Source organism: Streptomyces silaceus (assembly GCF_001419745.1).
Taxonomy (GTDB): domain Bacteria; phylum Actinomycetota; class Actinomycetes; order Streptomycetales; family Streptomycetaceae; genus Streptomyces; species Streptomyces silaceus.
In genome coordinates this window covers 1-17,895 of record NZ_LIRJ01000263.1, presented here as the reverse complement: position 1 = coordinate 17,895, position 17,895 = coordinate 1, and the positions used below count along the sequence as shown (strand labels likewise).

Genomic DNA, 17,895 nt, shown 5'->3' with positions numbered 1-17,895 from the left:
CCCTCACGTACGGACGGCTACTTCTTCGCGCACTCCGCGCACGTACCGAAGATCTCGACGGTGTGCGCCACGTTCACGTACCCGTGCTCGGAGGCGATGGCCTCGGCCCACTTCTCCACCGCGGGCCCCTCCACCTCGACGGCCTTGCCGCAGACGCGGCAGACCAGGTGGTGGTGGTGCTCGCCGGTCGAACAGCGGCGGTAGACCGTCTCGCCCTCGTTCGTGCGCAGCGCGTCGACCTCGCCGGCGTCGGCGAGCGACTGGAGCGTGCGGTAGACCGTGGTCAGGCCGACCGAGTCGCCCTTGTGCTTGAGCATGTCGTGCAGCTCCTGGGCGCTGCGGAACTCGTCCACCTCGTCGAGTGCCGCCGCCACGGCCGCGCGCTGGCGGGTCGACCTGCCTCGAACCGGGGCTCCCACAGTTGCCTCCTCGCGTCTGCGCTCTGGTCTGGGCCTGCCGGGCCATTGTGCCAGGTCGCTCATGAGGCGGGTCAGGTCTTGGCCACCGGCTGGGCCGGTACGGCGCACTCCACGGGATCGCCGGCGGCGGCCTCGGCCGCGGCGGTGGCGCGCGCCCTGCGCCGGGCCAGCGGCGTGGCGAGGACGGTCAGGGCGATGAACACCCCGATGGTCAGGAGCACGATCGTCGCGCCGGGCGGCACGTCCTGGTAGTACGAGGTGACCGTGCCGCCGAGCGTCACCGCGACGCCGATGGCCACGGAGATCGCGAAGGTCGCCGCGAAGCTGCGGGTGAGCTGCTGGGCGGCCGCCACCGGCACCACCATCAGCGCGGAGACCAGGAGCAGGCCCACGACCCGCATGGCGACGGTGACGGTGACCGCGGCGGTGACGGCGGTGAGCAGGTTCAGGGCGCGCACCGGCAGGCCCGTGACGCGCGCGAACTCCTCGTCCTGGCTGACCGCGAAGAGCTGGCGGCGCAGGCCGAGCGTGACGAGGACCACGAACGCGGCCAGCAGGCAGATCGCCGTGACGTCCTCCTCGGAGACCGTGGAGAGCGAGCCGAAGAGGTACGACTGGAGGTTCGCGTTCGAGCCGCCGGGGGCGAGGTTGATGAACATGACACCGCCCGCCATGCCGCCGTAGAACAGCATCGCCAGCGCGATGTCGCCGCGCGTCTTGCCGTACCAGCGGATCAGCTCCATCACGACGGCGCCGACGATCGCGACCGCCGTCGCCATCCACACCGGCGAGGTGGAGAGCAGGAAGCCGAGGCCGACGCCGGTCATCGCGACGTGGCCGATGCCGTCGCCCATCAGGGCCTGGCGGCGCTGGACGAGGTAGATGCCGACGGCGGGCGCGGTGATGCCGACCAGGACGGCGGCGAGCAGCGCCCGCTGCATGAAGGCGTAGTCGAGGAGTTCCATCGTTCTCGCGTCCTCAGGTGAGCAGGCCGGTACGGACCGGCTCGGCGTCGGCGGTGTGCGGGTGGACGTGGTCGTGGCCGGGCAGCGCGTGCTGGCCGACGGCCTCCGGGGGCGGCCCGTCGTGCAGGACGCAGCCGTCGCGCAGCACCACGGCGCGGTCGATCAGCGGCTCCAGGGGGCCCAGCTCGTGCAGGACGAGCAGGACGGAGGCGCCCCGCTCGACCTGGAGGCGCAGGGTGTCGGCGAGGACCTGCTGGCTGGCCAGGTCGACGCCCGCCATCGGCTCGTCCATGATCAGCACCTCGGGCTCGGAGGCGAGCGCGCGGGCGATGAGGACCCGCTGGTGCTGGCCGCCGGAGAGGGCGTTCACGGAGTCCTTGGCGCGGTCGGCGAGGCCCACCAGATCGATGGCGCGGGCGACGGCCTCGCGGTCCGCCTTGCGCAGCACGCCGAAGCGGGCGCGGGAGAGCCGGCCGGAGGCGACGACCTCGGTGACCGTGGCGGGCACGCCGCCCGCGGCGGTGGTGCGCTGCGGGACGTACCCGACGCGGGACCAGTCGCGGAAGCGGCGGCGCGGGGTGCCGAAGATCTCGACCTCGCCGCCGGTGACGGGCACCTGGCCGATGACCGTGCGGACGGCCGTGGACTTGCCCGAGCCGTTGGCGCCGAGCAGGGCGACGACCTCGCCGCGGCGCACGGTGAGGTCGATCCCGCGCAGCACGGGGCGCGAGCCGAGCTCGGCCGTGACCCTGCGCAGGGATATGACGGCGCTGTCGGTGCTGCCGGCGTCGCCCGGTTCGGCTGACTTGCTCATGGCTCGTGCCTCCAAAGCCGCGGGGGAGAGGGTCACTTGGCGCCCAGGGCCTTCTGCAGCGCCTTCAGGTTGGACTCCATGACCTGGATGTAGTCCGTGCCCCTGGACTTGTCCGTGATGCCCTCGATCGGGTCGAGCACGTCGGTCTTCAGACCGGTGTCCTTCGCGAGGGTCTTGGCCGTGCGGTCGCTGACGAGCGTCTCGTAGAAGACGGTGGTGACGCCGTCGGCCTTCGCCATCTTCTGGAGGTCCTTGACGCGCTTGGCGCTGGGCTCGCCCTCGGGGTCGAGGCCGCTGATGGCCTCCTCGGTGAGGCCGTAGCGCTCGGCGAGGTAGCCGAAGGCGGCGTGGGTGGTGATGAAGACCTTGGAGTCGGTGTCCTTCAGGCCGTTCTTGAAGGCCTTGTCCAGGCCACCGAGCTTCTTCACCAGGGCCGCGGTGTTCTTCTCGTACGTCTTGGCGTGGTCCGGGTCGGCCTTCTCCAGGGCCTTGCCGACGCCCTCGGCGACCTCGGCGTACTTCACCGGGTCCAGCCAGATGTGCGGGTCGGCGCCCTCGTGCGAGTGGTCGTGGCCGTGGTCGTCGTGACCCTCTTCGTCGTGCTCGGCGGCGTGCCCGCCGACCTCGTTGCCGTGCTTCTCCATGTCGGTCAGGGAGGTGGCGTCGACCTTGTTCTCGATCCCGGACTGGTCGATCGCGTCGTCGACGGCGGGCTGGAGGCCCTTGAGGTAGAGGGCGACGTCGGACTCCTCCAGCTGTCCGCGCTGCTTGGCGGAGACGTCCAGGTCGTGCGGCTCCTGGCCGGGCTCGGTGAGGTTCGTGACGGAGACGTGGTCGCCGCCGATCTGCTCCGCGAGGTACTGCAGGGGATAGAACGACGCCACCACGTCCAGCTTGCCGTCCTTGTCGTCCGCGGCCGAGGAGGAGCAGGCGGTCAGCGCCGTGAGGCCGAGGACCGTGGCGGAGGCGAGGGCGGCGGTGGGTATGAGGCGTCGTACGTTCATGACAGTCATTTTCAACAAATGTGGAAACGATTGTCAACAAGGGGTCCGGTCCCGGTCCGGGCCCGGTGCCGTACCGGAACCGATTTGATTAGGGGGGTAAGGCCGCCGGTAACCTGAAGCATTCGCTCCCGGAGCGCGTATTCCCGCTTCGTCCGCCGTCGTCATGAAGAGAGCACCGTGGCCGCCGACAAGATCGACACCATCGTCAGCCTGAGCAAGCGCCGTGGCTTCGTTTTCCCCTGCAGTGAGATCTACGGCGGTCAGCGCGCCGCCTGGGACTACGGACCGCTGGGCGTCGAGCTGAAGGAGAACCTCAAGCGCCAGTGGTGGCGCTACATGGTCACCTCGCGCGAGGACGTCGTCGGTATCGACTCGTCGGTGATCCTGGCCAGCGAGGTCTGGCAGGCCTCCGGCCACGTCGCGACCTTCTCCGACCCGCTCACCGAGTGCCTCTCCTGTCACAAGCGCCACCGCGCCGACCACCTGGAAGAGGCCTACGAGGCCAAGCACAACCGTCCGCCGGCCAACGGCCTCGCGGACATCAACTGCCCCAACTGCGGCACCAAGGGCCAGTTCACCGAGCCCAAGCAGTTCTCCGGCATGCTCGCCACGCACCTCGGCCCCACGCAGGACAGCGGCTCCATCGCCTACCTGCGCCCCGAGACCGCGCAGGGCATCTTCACCAACTTCGCCCAGGTCCAGCAGACCTCGCGCCGCAAGCCGCCGTTCGGCATCGCGCAGATGGGCAAGTCCTTCCGCAACGAGATCACGCCCGGCAACTTCATCTTCCGCACCCGCGAGTTCGAGCAGATGGAGATGGAGTTCTTCGTCAAGCCGGGCGAGGACGAGAAGTGGCAGGAGTACTGGATGGAGCAGCGCTGGAACTGGTACACCGGCCTGGGCCTGCGCGAGGAGAACATGCGGTGGTATGAGCACCCGAAGGAGAAGCTCTCCCACTACTCCAAGCGCACCGCCGACATCGAGTACCGCTTCCAGTTCGGCGGCAGCGAGTGGGGCGAGCTGGAGGGTGTCGCCAACCGCACCGACTACGACCTGTCGGCGCACTCCAAGGCCTCCGGCCAGGACCTGTCCTACTTCGACCAGGAGGCCGGCGAGCGCTGGACTCCGTACGTCATCGAGCCCGCGGCCGGTGTCGGCCGCACGATGCTCGCCTTCCTCCTCGACTCCTACATCGAGGACGAGGCCCCGAACGCCAAGGGCAAGCTGGAGAAGCGCACGGTCATGCGCTTCGACCACCGCATCGCCCCGGTGAAGGTCGCGGTCCTGCCGCTGTCCCGCAACCCGGAGCTGTCCCCGAAGGCGAAGGGCCTGGCGACCGCGCTGCGGCAGAACTGGAACATCGAGTTCGACGACGCGGGCGCCATCGGCCGCCGCTACCGCCGCCAGGACGAGATCGGCACGCCGTACTGCGTGACGGTCGACTTCGACACCCTCGACGACAACGCGGTGACGGTGCGCGAGCGCGACTCGATGAAGCAGGAGCGCGTCTCCCTCGACCAGATCGAGGGCTACCTGGCCGCGCGCCTGGTGGGCTGCTGAGGCCTGACGCCCAGGCGCGTGCCCTCGGCGTGACGCCGTAGGAAGCTCGTGGAAGCCCCCGGTTCCGGGTTATGGAACCGGGGGCTTCTGTGCACACTGAAGCGCATGCTTCCGATGACCACGAGCAAGGTCAGCAGATGGGACCAGCACGGACGCGAGCACGTCGTGCGGGTCCAGAAGGCGGGCATGCAGCGGCAGTTGAGCTGCGGGACCTGCGGATGGCGCAGGAAGGCGCAGTTCCTGCCGTGGCTCAAGGCCGAGGAACACCTGGCGGAGGAGCATCAGGCGACGGTGGACCCGTCGGGCTCCTAGCCGCGGGGTTCCTGCCGGGTCAGGACCAGGATCGCGGCGTCCGGGGCCTGCGGGGTGAGCAGGAGCGTCATTCCGTACCGGCGGGCGGGGCCGCCGTCCTCGGGGACGAGCGCGACCGTGCGCGCGGCGAAGTCGCCCACGGACCGGCAGGCCCACCACGCCGACAGGTCCGGCCGCGCCGCCTCCAGGCGGGCGGTGAGCCGGCGGAAGTCCGCGGAGTCCGGGCGGCGGTCCGCGCGGGTGCGCAGATGCCGGTACAACTCCGTGGCCACCGGCTCCCAGTCGGGCAGCAGCCGCTGGTGCCGGGCGTCGCCGACCAGCAGGAGCAGCAGGTTGCGCCGCTCCGGGGGGAGGTCCGCGGGATCGGGCCACAGGGCGGCGTACGCGCGGTTCCAGGCCAGGATGTCCAGGGCGGGGCCCAGGAGCAGGGCCGGGCTGTCGGGCCAACTGTCCAGCAGGGCGCGCAGAACCGGGTCGTCCGGGGTGCCCGGCTCCTCGGCCGCGGGGGCGAAACCGGCGAGGGTCAGGGCGTGCCGGTGGGCCGCGGCGTCGAGGCGCAGGGCGCGGGCGACGGCGTCGAGCACCTGCCGCGAGGTGTCCACGCGGCCCTGCTCCAGCCAGGTGTACCAGGCCACGGAGACGCCGGACAGCGCGGCGACCTCCTCGCGGCGCAGGCCGGACGTGCGGCGGCGGGCGGTGCGCGGCAGCCCGACGTCCGCCGGGGAGAGTCGCTCGCGGTGGGCGCGCAGGAACCCGCCGAGGCCGCGCCGGAGCGCGTCGGCGGGGGCGGTGGCCTGCTCGGTGGTCTCCATGACCTCAGCCTATGACCTGGACTCACCCGCACAGATGCCCCTCTGGCTGGGGGAGTTGGGTGCGGCGAGGCTGGTCGCATGACCGAAACACGTACGGAAGCCGTTGCCGGGACCTCTGCCGAAGTCTCTGCCGAAGCCTCATCCGCAGCCCCTGCCGAGACCCCGACGATGTGGCGTCGTCGCAACGACTCCTCGGACCTGGCCGAACCCCGCCCCCTCATCCGCGTCTACACGGGCCCCGGCACGCTGGACGCCGTGGCGGCGTCCTACGAGCGACTCCTGGGCACGGAACGGGACATGTGGTTCGCGTACCCCGCGAAGAAGCTCAACCTCGCGGTGGTGGGCGCCTTCCTGCTCATCGAGGGCACGGAGGAGACGCTGGCGCCCTTCCGCGCGACGCACGGGACGCTGCTGGTCGACTCGGCGCACGCGTACCTGGAGCGCCTGGCGGCGGAGGGCGCGGAGATCACGGATCCGCTGATCAAGGTGCCGACGGGTTCGGGCTTCACGGCCCGCCACCGGGACGGCACGGTGATCGAGTACGTGGAGCACAGGCCGACCGAGGACGGACTGTAGGGAGCCTCGGCCGCCGTCGTGGTTGTCGGAGGGAGGCCCTAGGGTCCGTGTGTGACTGAATCCTCCACCTACCTCGCCGAGACGGCGGACGCCTACGACGCCATCGCCACCGTGTACGCGGGACTGGCCCGCGACGACCTCAACGGCCCCACGCTGGACCGCGCGATGATCGGCGCGTTCGCCGACCACGTACGCGCCGACGGCGCGGGGACCGTCGCCGAACTGGGCTGCGGCCCCGGCCCGGTGACGGCCCTGCTGCGGGACCTGGGCCTGGACGTCTTCGGCGTCGACCTGTCGCCGGCGATGGTCGGCCTGGCCCGCGAGACCTACCCCGACCTGCGGTTCGAGGTCGGCTCCATGGACGCCCTCGACCTGCCCGACGGAGGTCTCGCGGGCATCGTGTCCTGGTACTCGGTGATCCATGTGCCGCCGGGTGAACTGGCGCCGTACTTCACGGAGTTCCACCGGGTCCTGGCTCCCGGCGGCCACCTCCTGCTCGCCTTCTTCGAGGCGGAGGGCGACCCGGTCACGCCGTTCGACCACAAGGTGACGACGGCGTACCGCTGGCCGATCGACGCCCTCGCGGAGCGGGTGACCGGCTCCGGCTTCACCGAGATCGGCAGGATGCTGCGCGAACCGTGGGAGGGGGAACGGTTCCGGCGGGGTCACTTGTTGCTGCGCAGGGATGCCACGGGCTGAGGGTCCGGGGCGATCAGACCGGTCGGACGGTGGCGGGCCGGTAGGTGAAGCCCGTCAAGGGGGCGAGGACCTTCCAGTCCAGGGTTTCGTAGAGGGCTCGGCCCTGGACGGTGGCGCCCAGGATGCCCGTGGTCGCGTCGTGCTCGATGGCCGCCTCGGTGAGGGCGGCCATCACCACCGTGCCGAGGCCGCGGCGCTGGTGGGCCTCCTCGGTGATGATCTGGTCGAAGACGCAGGCGGTGCCGCACAGGCCCACTTGGCCGCGCGCGGCCACCTGCCCGTCGGCGGCCAGGACGCGCACACTGACGAGGCCGTCGGCGGTCCCGGTGGTGGCCGTGTAGCCGTCAGGCGCGCGCACGGTGGACGGGCGCAGCTCCACGGCCATCAGGAAGCAGGGGTCGATCGGCTCCCAGGCGGGCGAGAACCACGGCGCCATGACGTCCGGGGCCAGGAAACCCTTGACGCAGGTGGTCGGTTCGGTGACCGTGCCGACCAGCTCGCGGGCGGTCCCGGCGTCGGTGTCGAGCAGGACGTGACGCACCACCTGGGTCGGCAGCCCGACGTCGACGCTCAGTCCCCACGGCGTGTCCACCGGCTTCGGTGTCCGCCGCGAGACGGTCCATCCGTCGACCCACGAGCGCGCGATCTCCCACATCCTGGCCCCCTCCGAGTAATGACTGATACCCCGCCGGGGATATTACGCCAGCGGGGTGGCCGTCATCGAGGGTTCAGGCCCTGACGCCTCGTACCGTCAGGTCCACCACCGCCGTGAACGCCGCCCCGATCTCGGGGCGCGACCAGTGCGGGGCGTAGGACGGGTCGTGGAAACGGCTCGTGGCGTCGAAGATCGCGCGGGCCGTCGTCGCGGCGTCCGGCGCGGTGAAGTCGCCCGATTCCACGCCCTCCTGGACGATCGCGGTCAGCTGGCCGGTGAGGTCGGCGATGTGGGCGTCGACCACGTCGCTGTTCTCGTCGGTCAGCACCGTGTACGTGGCGAAGAGCTCGGGGTCGTCGCCTGCCTTGTGCTGCTTGGCCTCGAAGAGGCCCGCCAGCCAGTGCCGCAGCTTCGCCTCGGGCGGCTCGGCGCCGGTGACGATCCCGGAGAGGGTCCGCGAGGTGCGGTCCAGCCAGCGCCGCGTCACCGCCCCGCGCAGCTCCGCCTTCGTGCGGAAGTGGCGGTAGACCGTGCCGTGGCTCACCCCGAGGGCGCGGGCCACGTCGACCACCGTGGCCTTGGCCGCGCCGTGCCGCCGCAGCACCTCCTCGGTCGCCTCGAGGATGCGTTCGGGGGTGAGGGGAGCCGCGGTCGCCATGGCGTAGACCGTACCCGGGGGAAGGTCAGCGTTCGCTGTCGAGGTGTGCCATCTGCGCCTCCGGGTAGCGCGCGCCGGCCGCCGCGCCCGCGGGGACCGCCGCCTCGATCGCGGCCAGGTCCGCGTCGTCCAGCGTCACGCCGAGCGCGCCGAGCGCCTCGTCCAGCCGGTCCCGGCGCCGGGCGCCGACCAGCGGCACGATCGCCGCGCCGTGCCGGGGGCCCTGCGCGAGCACCCAGGCGATGGCGGTCTGCGCGACGCTGACGCCCTTCTGGTCGGCGATCTTGCGCAGCGCGTCGACCAGGTCGAGGTTGCGGTCGAGGTTCTCGCCCTGGAACCGGGGGCTCATGGCGCGGAAGTCGTTCGCCGCCAGCTGCCGGTCGCGGGTGAAGTGGCCGGAGATCAGGCCGCGCGAGAGCACGCCGTACGCCGTGACGCCGATGCCCAGCTCGGCGACCGTCGGCAGGATCTCCGCCTCGATGCCGCGCGAGATCAGCGAGTACTCGATCTGGAGGTCGGAGACCGGCGCCGTGGCCGCGGCCCGGCGGATCGTGTCGGCGCCGACCTCGGAGAGGCCGATGTGCCGCACGTACCCCTTCTCGACCAGCTCGGCGATGGCGCCCACCGTCTCCTCGACGGGCACGTCGGGGTCGATGCGGGCGATCCGATACACGTCGATGTGGTCGACGCCGAGGCGCTGCAGCGAGTACGCGGCGAAGTTCTTGACCGCTGCCGGACGCCCGTCGTACCCGGACCAGCCGCCGTCCGGGTCGCGCAGGGCGCCGAACTTCACGCTCGTGAGCGCCTGCTCGCGGCGGGCGGCCGGGGCGGAGCGCAGGGCCTCGCCGATCAGCATCTCGTTGTGCCCCATGGCGTAGAAGTCGCCGGTGTCCAGGAGCGTGACGCCCGCTTCGAGGGCGGCGTGGATGGTCGCGATGGATTCGGTCCGGTCCGCGTCGCCGTACAGCGCGGACATGCCCATGCAGCCGAGGCCGAGGGCGGAGGTGCGGGGGCCGGTGTTTCCGAGGGTGAGAGTGCGCATGCCTCCACCATGACATGACAGATGACAGATTTCAATATCTGTCATCTGATACCTGTCATCTGTCATCCGTCATCCGTCATCCGTCATCTGTCATCTGCGATTCGTCGGGCGGGGGTGCGGGGGTGCGGGCCCTCAGGTGTTCGTCATCTGCCGTCCGTGACCTGCGGCGCCGCCTTCGGCTCCGGCTCCGGCTCCTCGAACCGCTCCGCCGCCCGCCGCGCCGTCTCCCGCGCCCACCGCCCGCTCGTCAGCGCCCCCAGCAGCAGCACCGCCACACCGCAGCCCGTGATGATCCACCAGGCCGGACGGCTCGCCTCCGAGAAGCCGGTCGCGTACGAGGAGGACGCGACGCCCGACGCCAGGACCGCGCCGATCACCGCGACGCCGAGCGTCGAACCGATCTGGCGGCTGGTGGACGCGACCGCCGCGGCCACGCCCGCCTGGGCGCGCGGCATCCCGGCGACCGCGGTGTTGGTGATCGGCGCGTTCACGAAGCCGAAGCCCAGGCCGAACAGGACGTAGGACAGCAGGCGCGTCCCGCTGGAGTCCTCCGCCTCGAACGCGGCGAACAGCAGGCTCGACGCCGTCAGCGCCACCCCGGCCACCAGCAGGGAGAGGCGCGGGCCGCGGCTGCCCACCAGGCGTCCCGACAGCGGCGCGCAGACCAGCGTCATCGCCGCCATCGGCAGCATCCACAGCCCGGCGTGCAGCGCGTCCAGGCCGCGTACGTCCTGGAGGTAGAGGGTGGACAGGAACAGGAAGCCGCTCAGCGACGCGAACGCGGCGATCGCGATCACCGTCGCCCCGCTGAACGGCGCCGACCGGAAGAACCGCAGGTCGATGAGGGGTTCGGCGCGGCGCGGCTCGTACAGGAGCAGCCCGATCAGGCCGAGCAGCGCCGCGCCCGCGAAGGCGAGGATCAGCGGCGACGTCCAGCCGGCCTTGGGCGCCTCGATGATCGCGTACGTCAGCGCGCCGAGCAGCACGATCACGAGCAGCTGCCCCACCGGGTCGGGGCGCCGCGGCTTCGGGGCGCGCGACTCGGGGACGTACCGCAGGGTCAGCAAGAGCGCGGCGAGGCCCACCGGCAGGTTGACCCAGAAGATCGAGCGCCAGCCGACGGAGTCCACGAGCACCCCGCCGACCAGCGGGCCCGCCGCCATGGAGATGCCGACGACGCCGCCCCAGACGCCGATGGCGCGGGCCCGTTCGCGCGGGTCGGTGAAGGTGTTGGTGATGATCGACATCGCGACCGGGTTGAGCATCGAACCGCCGACCGCCTGAAGCATGCGGAAGGCGACGAGGGACTCCAGGTCCGGGGCGAGCGAACAGAGCACCGAGCCGAGCGTGAAGATCACCAGGCCCGCCCGGAACACCTTGCGGCGGCCTATCCGGTCGGCGGTCGAGCCCGCCAGCATGAGCAGCGAGGCGAGGACGAGCGTGTACGCGTCGATCGTCCACTGCATGCCCGCGACGCTCGCGTCGAACTCCTTCTGCATGGTGGGGAGGGCGACGTTCAGGACGGTGTTGTCGAGGCTGACGATCAGCAGGCTCATGCAGCAGATCGCGAGGACGAGCATCCGTCTGCGGTGGGTGAGTTCAGGGGGCATCTTTCGACGGTAGTCCTCGGGGCGGCCGTCCGCTCAGGCCGCCCTGGGCGCCGCCGGCCGAGCCGGAGCCCAGGGCGCTCGGGCACCGTCAGCCGAGTCGGAGCCCAGGGCGCGCGGGCACCCTCAGCCGAGCCGTCGCGGCAGGCGCAGGCTCAGGAGCGCGAGGCCGAGCAGCCCCGCCAACTGCGCGCCGAGCACGGTCACGAACGCGTCCCGCATGCCGAGCGACGGCACCAGCGCGAGGAAGAGCGAGCCGAGCGTCGCCACGCCCACGGCCAGGCACGACTGCTGCACGGTCGCCGCGAGCCCGCTGCCCGCGCCCGCCCGCGCGGCCGGCACGGCGGCGAGGACGATCCGGTAGTAGAGGGCCAGCTCGACGCCCTGGCCGAGGCCGCACAGGACGAGTCCCGGCGCGAGCGCCGGCGGGCCGAGCGCGGACCACGGCGTCCCCAGGACGGTCCCGGCGAGCACCACCAGACCCGATCCGTGCACCAGCGCGCACACCGCCATCGCCCGGCCGCCCAGCCGCGCCGCGAGCCGCGGCGCGAGGAACGACGCGGCGCACTGCGCGACGCCCATCGGGATCAGCGTCAGACCGGCCTTGAGCGCCCCGTACCCGAGGCCCCGCTGGAGGACCACCGCCGTGACGAACATCCAGCCGCTGAACCCGATGAAGATCGGCAGACCGAGGACGAGCCCCCTGCCCACGCCGGGTTCGCGCAGCAGCGACGGCGGCAGCAGCGGGCTGCCGCCGCTCTCCTCCGCCCGCCGCTCGACGGCCGCGAACGCCAGGGCCAGGAGCGGTGCGGCGGCCAGGAGCAGCACCGACCAGAGAGGCCAGCCCGTGGCCCGGCCCTCCGACAGGGGGAGCAGCAGCGCGGTCAGCGCGGCGCCGAGCAGGACCGTGCCGCCGAGGTCCGAGCGCCGGGGCCGCTCGGCCCGGCTGTCCGGCACCGCCCGTACCCCGCACAGCAGCGCGGCCACCGCGACCGGCACGTTCACCAGGAACGCCATGCGCCAGCCGGTGCCCGCGAGGTCCGCGGCGACCAGGACCCCGCCGAGCACCTGCCCGAGCACGACCCCGAGCCCGCTGACCGAGCCGTACACCGCGACGGCCCGCGCGCGCCGCTCGCCGCGCGTCGTGGCGTGGATGGTGGCGAGGACCTGCGGCAGCATCAGCGCGGACGCGGCGCCCTGGGCCGCCCGCGCCGCCACCAGCCACCACGCGCCGGGCGCGAGTCCGCAGGCCAGCGAGGTCAGCCCGAAGGCGGCCACGCCCCACAGGAAGAGCCTTCTGCGTCCGTACGTGTCGCCGAGCCGGCCGCCGAGGACGAGCAGGACGGCGTACGCCACCGCGTAGCCCGCGACGACCATCTCCAGCGTGGCGGGAGAGGCGCGCAGGTCGCGCTCGATGCTGGGCAGGGCGACGTTGACGATGAAGAAGTCGATGCTGGAGAGGGAGGCCCCGAGCAGGACGGTGAACAGGCCCAGGGGGGTGAGGGAGGCCGCGGTTCTCGCACGAGGCCCGGAGCCGGATTCGGAGGTGGAGGTGGAGTCGGAGCCGGAATCGGACCGGGAATCGGAGTCGGAAACGGAGGCGGTTGCGTCGGTAGGGGGCGAGGCAGTCACGGATACGACGGTGTTACGGCCCCCAAGGGGGTACCAGAGCCTCCTTATCCTGGTACCGGGCGAACCTGGAAACAGGCTGCGGGATGGCCCAGCCTGGAGAGGTGACCGTTACCGCGCCCGCCGGGGCAGACATCCGCCGTCAGGAGCTCGCCGCCTTCCTCCGCAGCCGCCGGGAACGCGTCTCGCCCGAGCAGGCCGGGCTGCCGCGCGGCGCCCGCCGCCGCACACCGGGCCTGCGCCGCGAGGAGGTCGCGCACCTCGCCGCCGTGGGCGTCACCTGGTACACGTGGCTGGAGCAGGCCCGGCCCATCAAGGTGTCCGCGCAGGTCCTCGACGCGATCGCCCGCGCGCTGCTCATGGACCCCAGCGAGCGCGCCCACCTCTTCGCGCTCGGCGGGGCCGTCGACCCGCGCCCCGAGGCCGAGTGCACCGCGCTCTCCGCGCCGGTCCGCCGTCTCATGCACCGCGTCGCCCCCTACCCGGCCACCGTGCAGAACGGCCGCTACGACGTCCTCGCCCACAACCGCTCCTGGACCCACGTCTTCGGCGACTTCGACGCGATGGCGCCCCGCGACCGCAACTGCCTGTGGCTCCTGGCCACCAGCGACAGCTGGCGCGAGACCTTCCTCGACCGGGACGAGATGCTGCGCGACCTGGTCGCCAAGTTCCGGGGCTCCATGGCCGAGCACGGCGCCGAGCCCGCCTGGAAGGAGCTGCGCGACCGGCTGCTCGGGGCGTCCGCCGAGTTCCGCGCGCTGTGGGAGCGGCACGAGGTGGCGACGATGTCGCCGCACGTCAAGCGCTATCAGCACCCGGAGGTCGGCCTGCTCCGCCTGGAGCACCGCATGCTGTGGATGGCCCCGCTGGCCCAGGCCCACCGCCTGATCGCGTACGTACCGGCCGACGACGAGACCGAGGAGCGGTTGGAGCGGCTCGCGGAGCAGTCGCGGGAGTGAGGGACAATAGAGGCTTGCCCCCTTGCCCGTACGCCCCGGAGAGCCCGATGCCGTCCCAGCCGCAGCCGTTGTCGATCGGCCCGCACACCGTGCAGCCGCCCGTCGTGCTCGCCCCCATGGCGGGCATCACGAACGCGCCGTTCAGGACGCTGTGCCGGGAGTTCTCGGGCGGCAAGGGCCTCTTCGTCAGCGAGATGATCACGACACGCGCCCTGGTCGAGCGCAACGAGAAGACCATGCAGCTGATCCACTTCGACGAGACCGAGAAGCCCCGGTCCATCCAGCTGTACGGCGTCGACCCCGCGACCGTCGGCAAGGCGGTCCGCATGATCGCCGAGGAGAACCTCGCCGACCACATCGACCTGAACTTCGGCTGTCCCGTCCCCAAGGTCACCCGCAAGGGCGGCGGCTCCGCGCTCCCGTACAAGCGGCCCCTGCTGCGCGCGATCCTGCGCGAGGCGGTCGCGGGGGCGGGTGACCTGCCGGTCACGATGAAGATGCGCAAGGGCATCAACGACGAGCACATCACCTTCCTCGACGCGGGCCGGATCGCCGTCGAGGAGGGCGTCACGGCCATCGCGCTGCACGGCCGCACCGCCGCCCAGCACTACGGCGGCACGGCCGACTGGGACGCCATCGCCCGCCTCAAGGAGCACGTCCCCGAGATCCCGGTGCTCGGCAACGGCGACATCTGGTCGGCGGCCGACGCGGTCCGGATGATGGACGAGACCGGCTGCGACGGCGTCGTCGTGGGCCGCGGCTGCCTCGGCCGCCCCTGGCTCTTCGGCGACCTGGTCGCCGCCTTCGAGGGCACGGGCGCGCCCAAGGCGCCCGACCTGCGCGAGGTCGCCGCCGTCATGCTGCGGCACGCCACCCTGCTCGGCGAGTGGATCGGCGACGAGTCGCGCGGTGTCATCGACTTCCGCAAGCACGTCGCCTGGTACCTGAAGGGCTTCGCCGTGGGCTCCGAGATGCGCAAGCGCCTCGCGATCACGTCGTCCCTCGCCGAACTGGAGGACGGCCTGGGCGAGTTGGACCTCGACCAGCCGTGGCCGGCCGGTGCGGACGGGCCGCGCGGGCGCACCTCGGGCAACAACCGCGTGGTCCTGCCGGACGGCTGGCTGAAGGACCCCTACGACTGCGCGGGCGTCAGCGAGGACGCGGAGCTGGACACGTCCGGGGGCTGACTCCCGCGTCGGGGGCGATCCTCACGTCAGGGTGACCGTGACGGGCAGTTCCTTGATCCCGTTCACGAAGTTCGACCGTACGCGCCGCACTTCACCGGCGACCTCGATGTCCGCGATCCTGGGCAGCAGTTCCTCGAACATGACCCGCATCTCCAGGCGGGCCAGCGAGTTGCCCAGGCAGAAGTGCGGGCTGCCCTTGCCGAAGGTGACGTGGTCGTTGTTCTCGCGGGTGACGTCGAAGCGGTACGGGTCCGGGAAGACGCTCTCGTCGCGGTTGCCGGAGGCGAACCACAGCACGACCTTGTCGCCCTCCCTGATCCGCTTGCCCCCGAGCTCGACGTCCCGGGTCGCGGTGCGGCGGAAGTGGTAGACGGGCGAGGCCCAGCGCAGGCACTCCTCGACCGCGGCGGGGATCAGCGAGGGGTCGGCGACCAGCTTGGCGCGCTCCTCGGGGTGCTCGATCAGCGCGAGCATCGAGTGCGAGATGGCGTGCCGGGTCGTCTCGTTGCCCGCGACGACGAGCAGCAGGAAGTAGTTGTCGAAGTCCGTCGCGGAGAGCGGCACGCCGTCCTTGGGTGAGCTGTTGACCAGTGTGCTGACCAGGTCGTCGCCGCTGCCGCCGCGCCGTTGCTTCGCCAACTCCCTTCCGTACGCGAAGACTTCGAGGGACGCGGGGGAGCGGAAGGGCAGATCGCGGTACCGCTCGCTCTCCGCGCTCTCCAGGAGGACGTCGGCGTAGTCGGGGTCGGTGTTGCCGATGATGCGGTTGCCCCAGTCGATGAGCTGCTGGGTGTCGTCCTCGGGGACGTCGAGCATCCGCGCGAGCACGTTGATCGGGAAGTCGGCGGAGATCTCCCTGACGAAGTCGAAGGTCCCCTTGGGCAGGGCCGCGTCGAGGGTGCGGGCGGTCAGTCCGCGCAGGAACGTCTCGTACGTGGCGACGGCGCGCGGCGTGAACCGCTTCTGGAGGATGAGCCGCATCGCCCGGTGCCGCAGGCCGTCGGTCTCCAGGAGAGAGCGGCGCAGGGCGATGTAGTCCTCGTCGACCTCTTCGAGGTTGGTGAACCGCTCCGAGGTGAACGTCTCGGGGTCACGGTCGACGCGCACGATGTCGGCGTGCCGGGTGACCGCCCAGAAGCCGGAGTTGGGCGGGGGTTCGGGCTGCCAGTGGACGGGGTCCTCGCGGCGCAGCACGTCGAACATCCGCCAGGGCAGCGCGCGGTCGGTGAACCGGTCGTTGTCGGCGAGGTCGACGTCGGAGAGGGAGAGGGGCGGCGGGGTTGCCGTGCGCATGGACGTGCTCCTCCGGGACGCTTCTTCTGGTTCCTCGTGGAGTTCGGTGTGTGGTGGTCGGTGGTCGGTGGTCGGTGGTCGGTGGTCGGCTCTCGGTGTTGGTGTTCTGTGGTTCTGGGGGTCCTGGGTTGTTCTTCCGGCTGGGGGCTCTGGGGGCTCTGGGGGAGTGTGTTCAGATGAGGAACGCGTACTCCGTGAACTCCCAGTCCGTGACGGCCTGTTGGTAGCGCTCGATCTCGTCGCGCTTGTACGTCAGGAACGCGCGCGTGAAGCCCTCGCCGAGCAGCCCCGTGAACGCCTCGTCGGCCTCCAGCGCGTCCAGGGCGGCGCTCAGCGTGCCGGGCAGGCGGGGCGCGGACGCCTCGTCGTAGCCGTAGCCCTCCAGCGGGGCGGGCGGCTCGGGCTTGTCGCGCAGGCCCAGCAGGACGGCGGCGACGGTGCCCGCGACGACGAGGTAGGGGTTGGCGGACGCGTCGCCGAGGCGCAGTTCCAGGCGGGCTCCCGCGCCCCGCTCGGGCGGTATCCGCACCATCGCGCTGCGCTTGTCCAGGCCCCAGTCGATCAGCCAGGGGGCGAGGGTGTCGGGGCCGAACCGTTTGTAGGAGTTGACGGTCGGGTTGGCCAGCGCGGTGAGGGCGGGCGCGTGCCGCAGGACGCCGGCGACGGCGTGGCGGGCGGCGTCGGAGAGGCCGTCCTCGCCGCCGGGGCCGTCGAAGAGGTTCCGGCCGGAGCCGTCGACGAGGGAGAGGTGCAGGTGGAACCCCGATCCGCCGAGCCCTCCGAACGGCTTCGCCATGAACGTCGCGAGGCGGCCCTCGCGGCGGGCGGTCTCCTTGACGGCCGCCTTGAACAGGAACGCGCGGTCGGCGGCGTCCAGGGCCTCGGAGTGGATGAGGTTGACCTCGAACTGCCCGCCGTCGAACTCGTGGTTGCCCGCGATGACGCCGATGTCGAGGCCGGCCAACTGGCGCAGGGTGCGCAGCAGATGGCCGTCGGGGTCGCCGCGGCGGCCCGCGCTGTAGACGTTGCCGGTGGCGCCGCCGTAGGGGGTCCAGCCGGAGGGGGCGGCGGGGTCGGGGTCGCAGAGGAAGTACTCCAGCTCGGGGCCGACGACGGGGTGGACGCCGTCGGCGCCGGCAAAGTCCCCGGCGTACGCGGCGCTCTGGTCGAGTACGTGGCGCAGGAGGGCGCGGGGTGACTCGGCGACGGGGGCGCCGGTGAGAGGGTCGACGGTGTCGCCCAGGCACCAGGCGACGCCGGACTCCCAGGGGAGGGGCTTCAGGGTGTCCAGGTCGGGGTGGACGCAGAGGTCCGGGAGGCCTTTGTCGAGGCCGCCGGGGATGGGGACGACGTCGCCTCGGGGGGTGGTGTGGTAGACGGCGCGGCAGAAGGTGAGACCGTGCCCGCAGGCGCTCGGCAGGTGGCCGAGGAGGACGTCGCGGCCCCGGTCGGCGCCGATGAGGTCGGGGTAGATGACGCGGACGACGTCGGTGCCGGCGGCGCGCAGCGACTCGACGGTCTCGGTGACGGTGACGGCTTCGTGTGCGGCGCTCGCTTCATCGCTCACCCGGGTCCCATCCTTTCTGCGGGGTGGATCGGGGCGTGTGCGCGTTCTATTGTTTGACCTCAAACGATATGGCGCCACGGGCCCCGGAACAAGGGTCCTGGCGCCTGCGCCTTGGGCGGGGGCGCCTGTCGTCCGTC

General features: G+C 71.9%; 18 protein-coding genes. 6 read left to right on the top strand and 12 right to left on the bottom strand.

Annotated elements, in window-relative coordinates; genetic code table 11:
- Window positions 1-17 precede the first annotated feature (17 nt).
- Genes AOK22_RS23820 through AOK22_RS23805 form a run of 4 tightly spaced genes read right to left on the bottom strand, consistent with a single transcriptional unit; the run spans window position 18 to window position 3,202 of the window.
- Complete coding sequence (locus AOK22_RS23820; RefSeq protein WP_079036771.1) at window positions 18-482, bottom strand: Fur family transcriptional regulator; 465 nt, start codon at window positions 480-482, stop codon at window positions 18-20.
- Between the two features lie 8 nt (window positions 483-490).
- Window positions 491-1,384: a metal ABC transporter permease gene (locus tag AOK22_RS23815; RefSeq protein ID WP_055700750.1), complete on the bottom strand. Its 894-nt coding sequence runs from the start codon at window positions 1,382-1,384 to the stop codon at window positions 491-493.
- 13 nt (window positions 1,385-1,397) lie between these two features.
- Window positions 1,398-2,198, bottom strand: coding sequence for a metal ABC transporter ATP-binding protein (locus tag AOK22_RS23810; protein ID WP_055700749.1), 801 nt, complete (start codon window positions 2,196-2,198; stop codon window positions 1,398-1,400).
- A gap of 32 nt (window positions 2,199-2,230) precedes the next feature.
- Complete coding sequence (locus AOK22_RS23805; RefSeq protein WP_055700748.1) at window positions 2,231-3,202, bottom strand: metal ABC transporter substrate-binding protein; 972 nt, start codon at window positions 3,200-3,202, stop codon at window positions 2,231-2,233.
- A 177-nt stretch (window positions 3,203-3,379) separates the two neighbouring features.
- Here AOK22_RS23805 and AOK22_RS23800 point away from each other — a divergent pair, with 177 nt between their 5' ends.
- Window positions 3,380-4,762: a glycine--tRNA ligase gene (locus tag AOK22_RS23800; protein WP_055700747.1), complete on the top strand. Its 1,383-nt coding sequence runs from the start codon at window positions 3,380-3,382 to the stop codon at window positions 4,760-4,762.
- A 105-nt stretch (window positions 4,763-4,867) separates the two neighbouring features.
- On the top strand, window positions 4,868-5,074 hold the full coding sequence (locus tag AOK22_RS23795) for a hypothetical protein (protein WP_055700746.1): 207 nt from the start codon (window positions 4,868-4,870) through the stop codon (window positions 5,072-5,074).
- Here the strand turns inward: AOK22_RS23795 and AOK22_RS23790 are convergent.
- Window positions 5,071-5,886, bottom strand: coding sequence for a helix-turn-helix domain-containing protein (locus AOK22_RS23790; protein ID WP_055700745.1), 816 nt, complete (start codon window positions 5,884-5,886; stop codon window positions 5,071-5,073). The genes AOK22_RS23795 and AOK22_RS23790 overlap by 4 nt on opposite strands.
- Window positions 5,887-6,054: 168 nt before the next feature.
- Here AOK22_RS23790 and AOK22_RS23785 point away from each other — a divergent pair, with 168 nt between their 5' ends.
- A complete protein-coding gene (locus tag AOK22_RS23785) occupies window positions 6,055-6,462 on the top strand; it encodes a hypothetical protein (protein WP_055700744.1) in 408 nt (135 codons plus the stop codon).
- 51 nt (window positions 6,463-6,513) lie between these two features.
- Window positions 6,514-7,161, top strand: coding sequence for a class I SAM-dependent DNA methyltransferase (locus tag AOK22_RS23780; RefSeq protein ID WP_055700743.1), 648 nt, complete (start codon window positions 6,514-6,516; stop codon window positions 7,159-7,161).
- 13 nt (window positions 7,162-7,174) lie between these two features.
- Here the strand turns inward: AOK22_RS23780 and AOK22_RS23775 are convergent, their stop codons facing one another.
- The 5 genes from AOK22_RS23775 to AOK22_RS23755 all read right to left on the bottom strand — a co-directional run bounded on the left by AOK22_RS23775 (window position 7,175) and on the right by AOK22_RS23755 (window position 12,755).
- Window positions 7,175-7,816, bottom strand: coding sequence for a GNAT family N-acetyltransferase (locus AOK22_RS23775; RefSeq protein ID WP_055700742.1), 642 nt, complete (start codon window positions 7,814-7,816; stop codon window positions 7,175-7,177).
- Window positions 7,817-7,889: 73 nt separating this feature from the next.
- The gene (locus AOK22_RS23770; RefSeq protein ID WP_055700741.1) at window positions 7,890-8,474 is read right to left on the bottom strand and encodes a TetR/AcrR family transcriptional regulator; all 585 of its coding nucleotides are present in this window, start codon (window positions 8,472-8,474) and stop codon (window positions 7,890-7,892) included.
- Window positions 8,475-8,499: 25 nt separating this feature from the next.
- A complete protein-coding gene (locus AOK22_RS23765; RefSeq protein ID WP_055700740.1) occupies window positions 8,500-9,516 on the bottom strand; it encodes an aldo/keto reductase in 1,017 nt (338 codons plus the stop codon).
- 143 nt (window positions 9,517-9,659) lie between these two features.
- Window positions 9,660-11,126 (bottom strand): MFS transporter, encoded by a 1,467-nt coding sequence (locus AOK22_RS23760; protein ID WP_055700739.1) that lies wholly within the window; start codon window positions 11,124-11,126, stop codon window positions 9,660-9,662.
- A 123-nt stretch (window positions 11,127-11,249) separates the two neighbouring features.
- On the bottom strand, window positions 11,250-12,755 hold the full coding sequence (locus tag AOK22_RS23755; protein WP_107102013.1) for an MFS transporter: 1,506 nt from the start codon (window positions 12,753-12,755) through the stop codon (window positions 11,250-11,252).
- A 101-nt stretch (window positions 12,756-12,856) separates the two neighbouring features.
- Between AOK22_RS23755 and AOK22_RS23750 the strand changes: the two genes are divergently transcribed.
- Window positions 12,857-13,711: a helix-turn-helix transcriptional regulator gene (locus tag AOK22_RS23750; RefSeq protein WP_055700738.1), complete on the top strand. Its 855-nt coding sequence runs from the start codon at window positions 12,857-12,859 to the stop codon at window positions 13,709-13,711.
- A 47-nt stretch (window positions 13,712-13,758) separates the two neighbouring features.
- Entirely contained in the window at window positions 13,759-14,898 is a 1,140-nt protein-coding gene (gene dusB / locus AOK22_RS23745; protein WP_055700737.1) for a tRNA dihydrouridine synthase DusB, read from the top strand.
- Between the two features lie 21 nt (window positions 14,899-14,919).
- Here the strand turns inward: dusB and AOK22_RS23740 are convergent, their stop codons facing one another.
- Window positions 14,920-16,191 (bottom strand): cytochrome P450, encoded by a 1,272-nt coding sequence (locus AOK22_RS23740; RefSeq protein WP_055700736.1) that lies wholly within the window; start codon window positions 16,189-16,191, stop codon window positions 14,920-14,922.
- A gap of 172 nt (window positions 16,192-16,363) precedes the next feature.
- Entirely contained in the window at window positions 16,364-17,758 is a 1,395-nt protein-coding gene (locus tag AOK22_RS23735) for a glutamine synthetase family protein (RefSeq protein ID WP_055700735.1), read from the bottom strand.
- Between the last annotated feature and the right edge of the window lie 137 nt (window positions 17,759-17,895).

Coding starts and splice junctions, on each gene's coding strand:
- AOK22_RS23820 (WP_079036771.1), bottom strand. CDS start 482: ATGAGCGACCTGGCACAATGGCCCGGCAGGCCCAGACCAGAGCGCAGA.
- AOK22_RS23790 (WP_055700745.1), bottom strand. CDS start 5,886: ATGGAGACCACCGAGCAGGCCACCGCCCCCGCCGACGCGCTCCGGCGC.
- AOK22_RS23760 (WP_055700739.1), bottom strand. CDS start 11,126: ATGCCCCCTGAACTCACCCACCGCAGACGGATGCTCGTCCTCGCGATC.
- AOK22_RS23795 (WP_055700746.1), top strand. CDS start 4,868: ATGCTTCCGATGACCACGAGCAAGGTCAGCAGATGGGACCAGCACGGA.
- AOK22_RS23810 (WP_055700749.1), bottom strand. CDS start 2,198: ATGAGCAAGTCAGCCGAACCGGGCGACGCCGGCAGCACCGACAGCGCC.
- dusB (WP_055700737.1), top strand. CDS start 13,759: ATGCCGTCCCAGCCGCAGCCGTTGTCGATCGGCCCGCACACCGTGCAG.
- AOK22_RS23815 (WP_055700750.1), bottom strand. CDS start 1,384: ATGGAACTCCTCGACTACGCCTTCATGCAGCGGGCGCTGCTCGCCGCC.
- AOK22_RS23765 (WP_055700740.1), bottom strand. CDS start 9,516: ATGCGCACTCTCACCCTCGGAAACACCGGCCCCCGCACCTCCGCCCTC.
- AOK22_RS23805 (WP_055700748.1), bottom strand. CDS start 3,202: ATGAACGTACGACGCCTCATACCCACCGCCGCCCTCGCCTCCGCCACG.
- AOK22_RS23770 (WP_055700741.1), bottom strand. CDS start 8,474: ATGGCGACCGCGGCTCCCCTCACCCCCGAACGCATCCTCGAGGCGACC.
- AOK22_RS23785 (WP_055700744.1), top strand. CDS start 6,055: ATGTGGCGTCGTCGCAACGACTCCTCGGACCTGGCCGAACCCCGCCCC.
- AOK22_RS23775 (WP_055700742.1), bottom strand. CDS start 7,816: ATGTGGGAGATCGCGCGCTCGTGGGTCGACGGATGGACCGTCTCGCGG.
- AOK22_RS23740 (WP_055700736.1), bottom strand. CDS start 16,191: ATGCGCACGGCAACCCCGCCGCCCCTCTCCCTCTCCGACGTCGACCTC.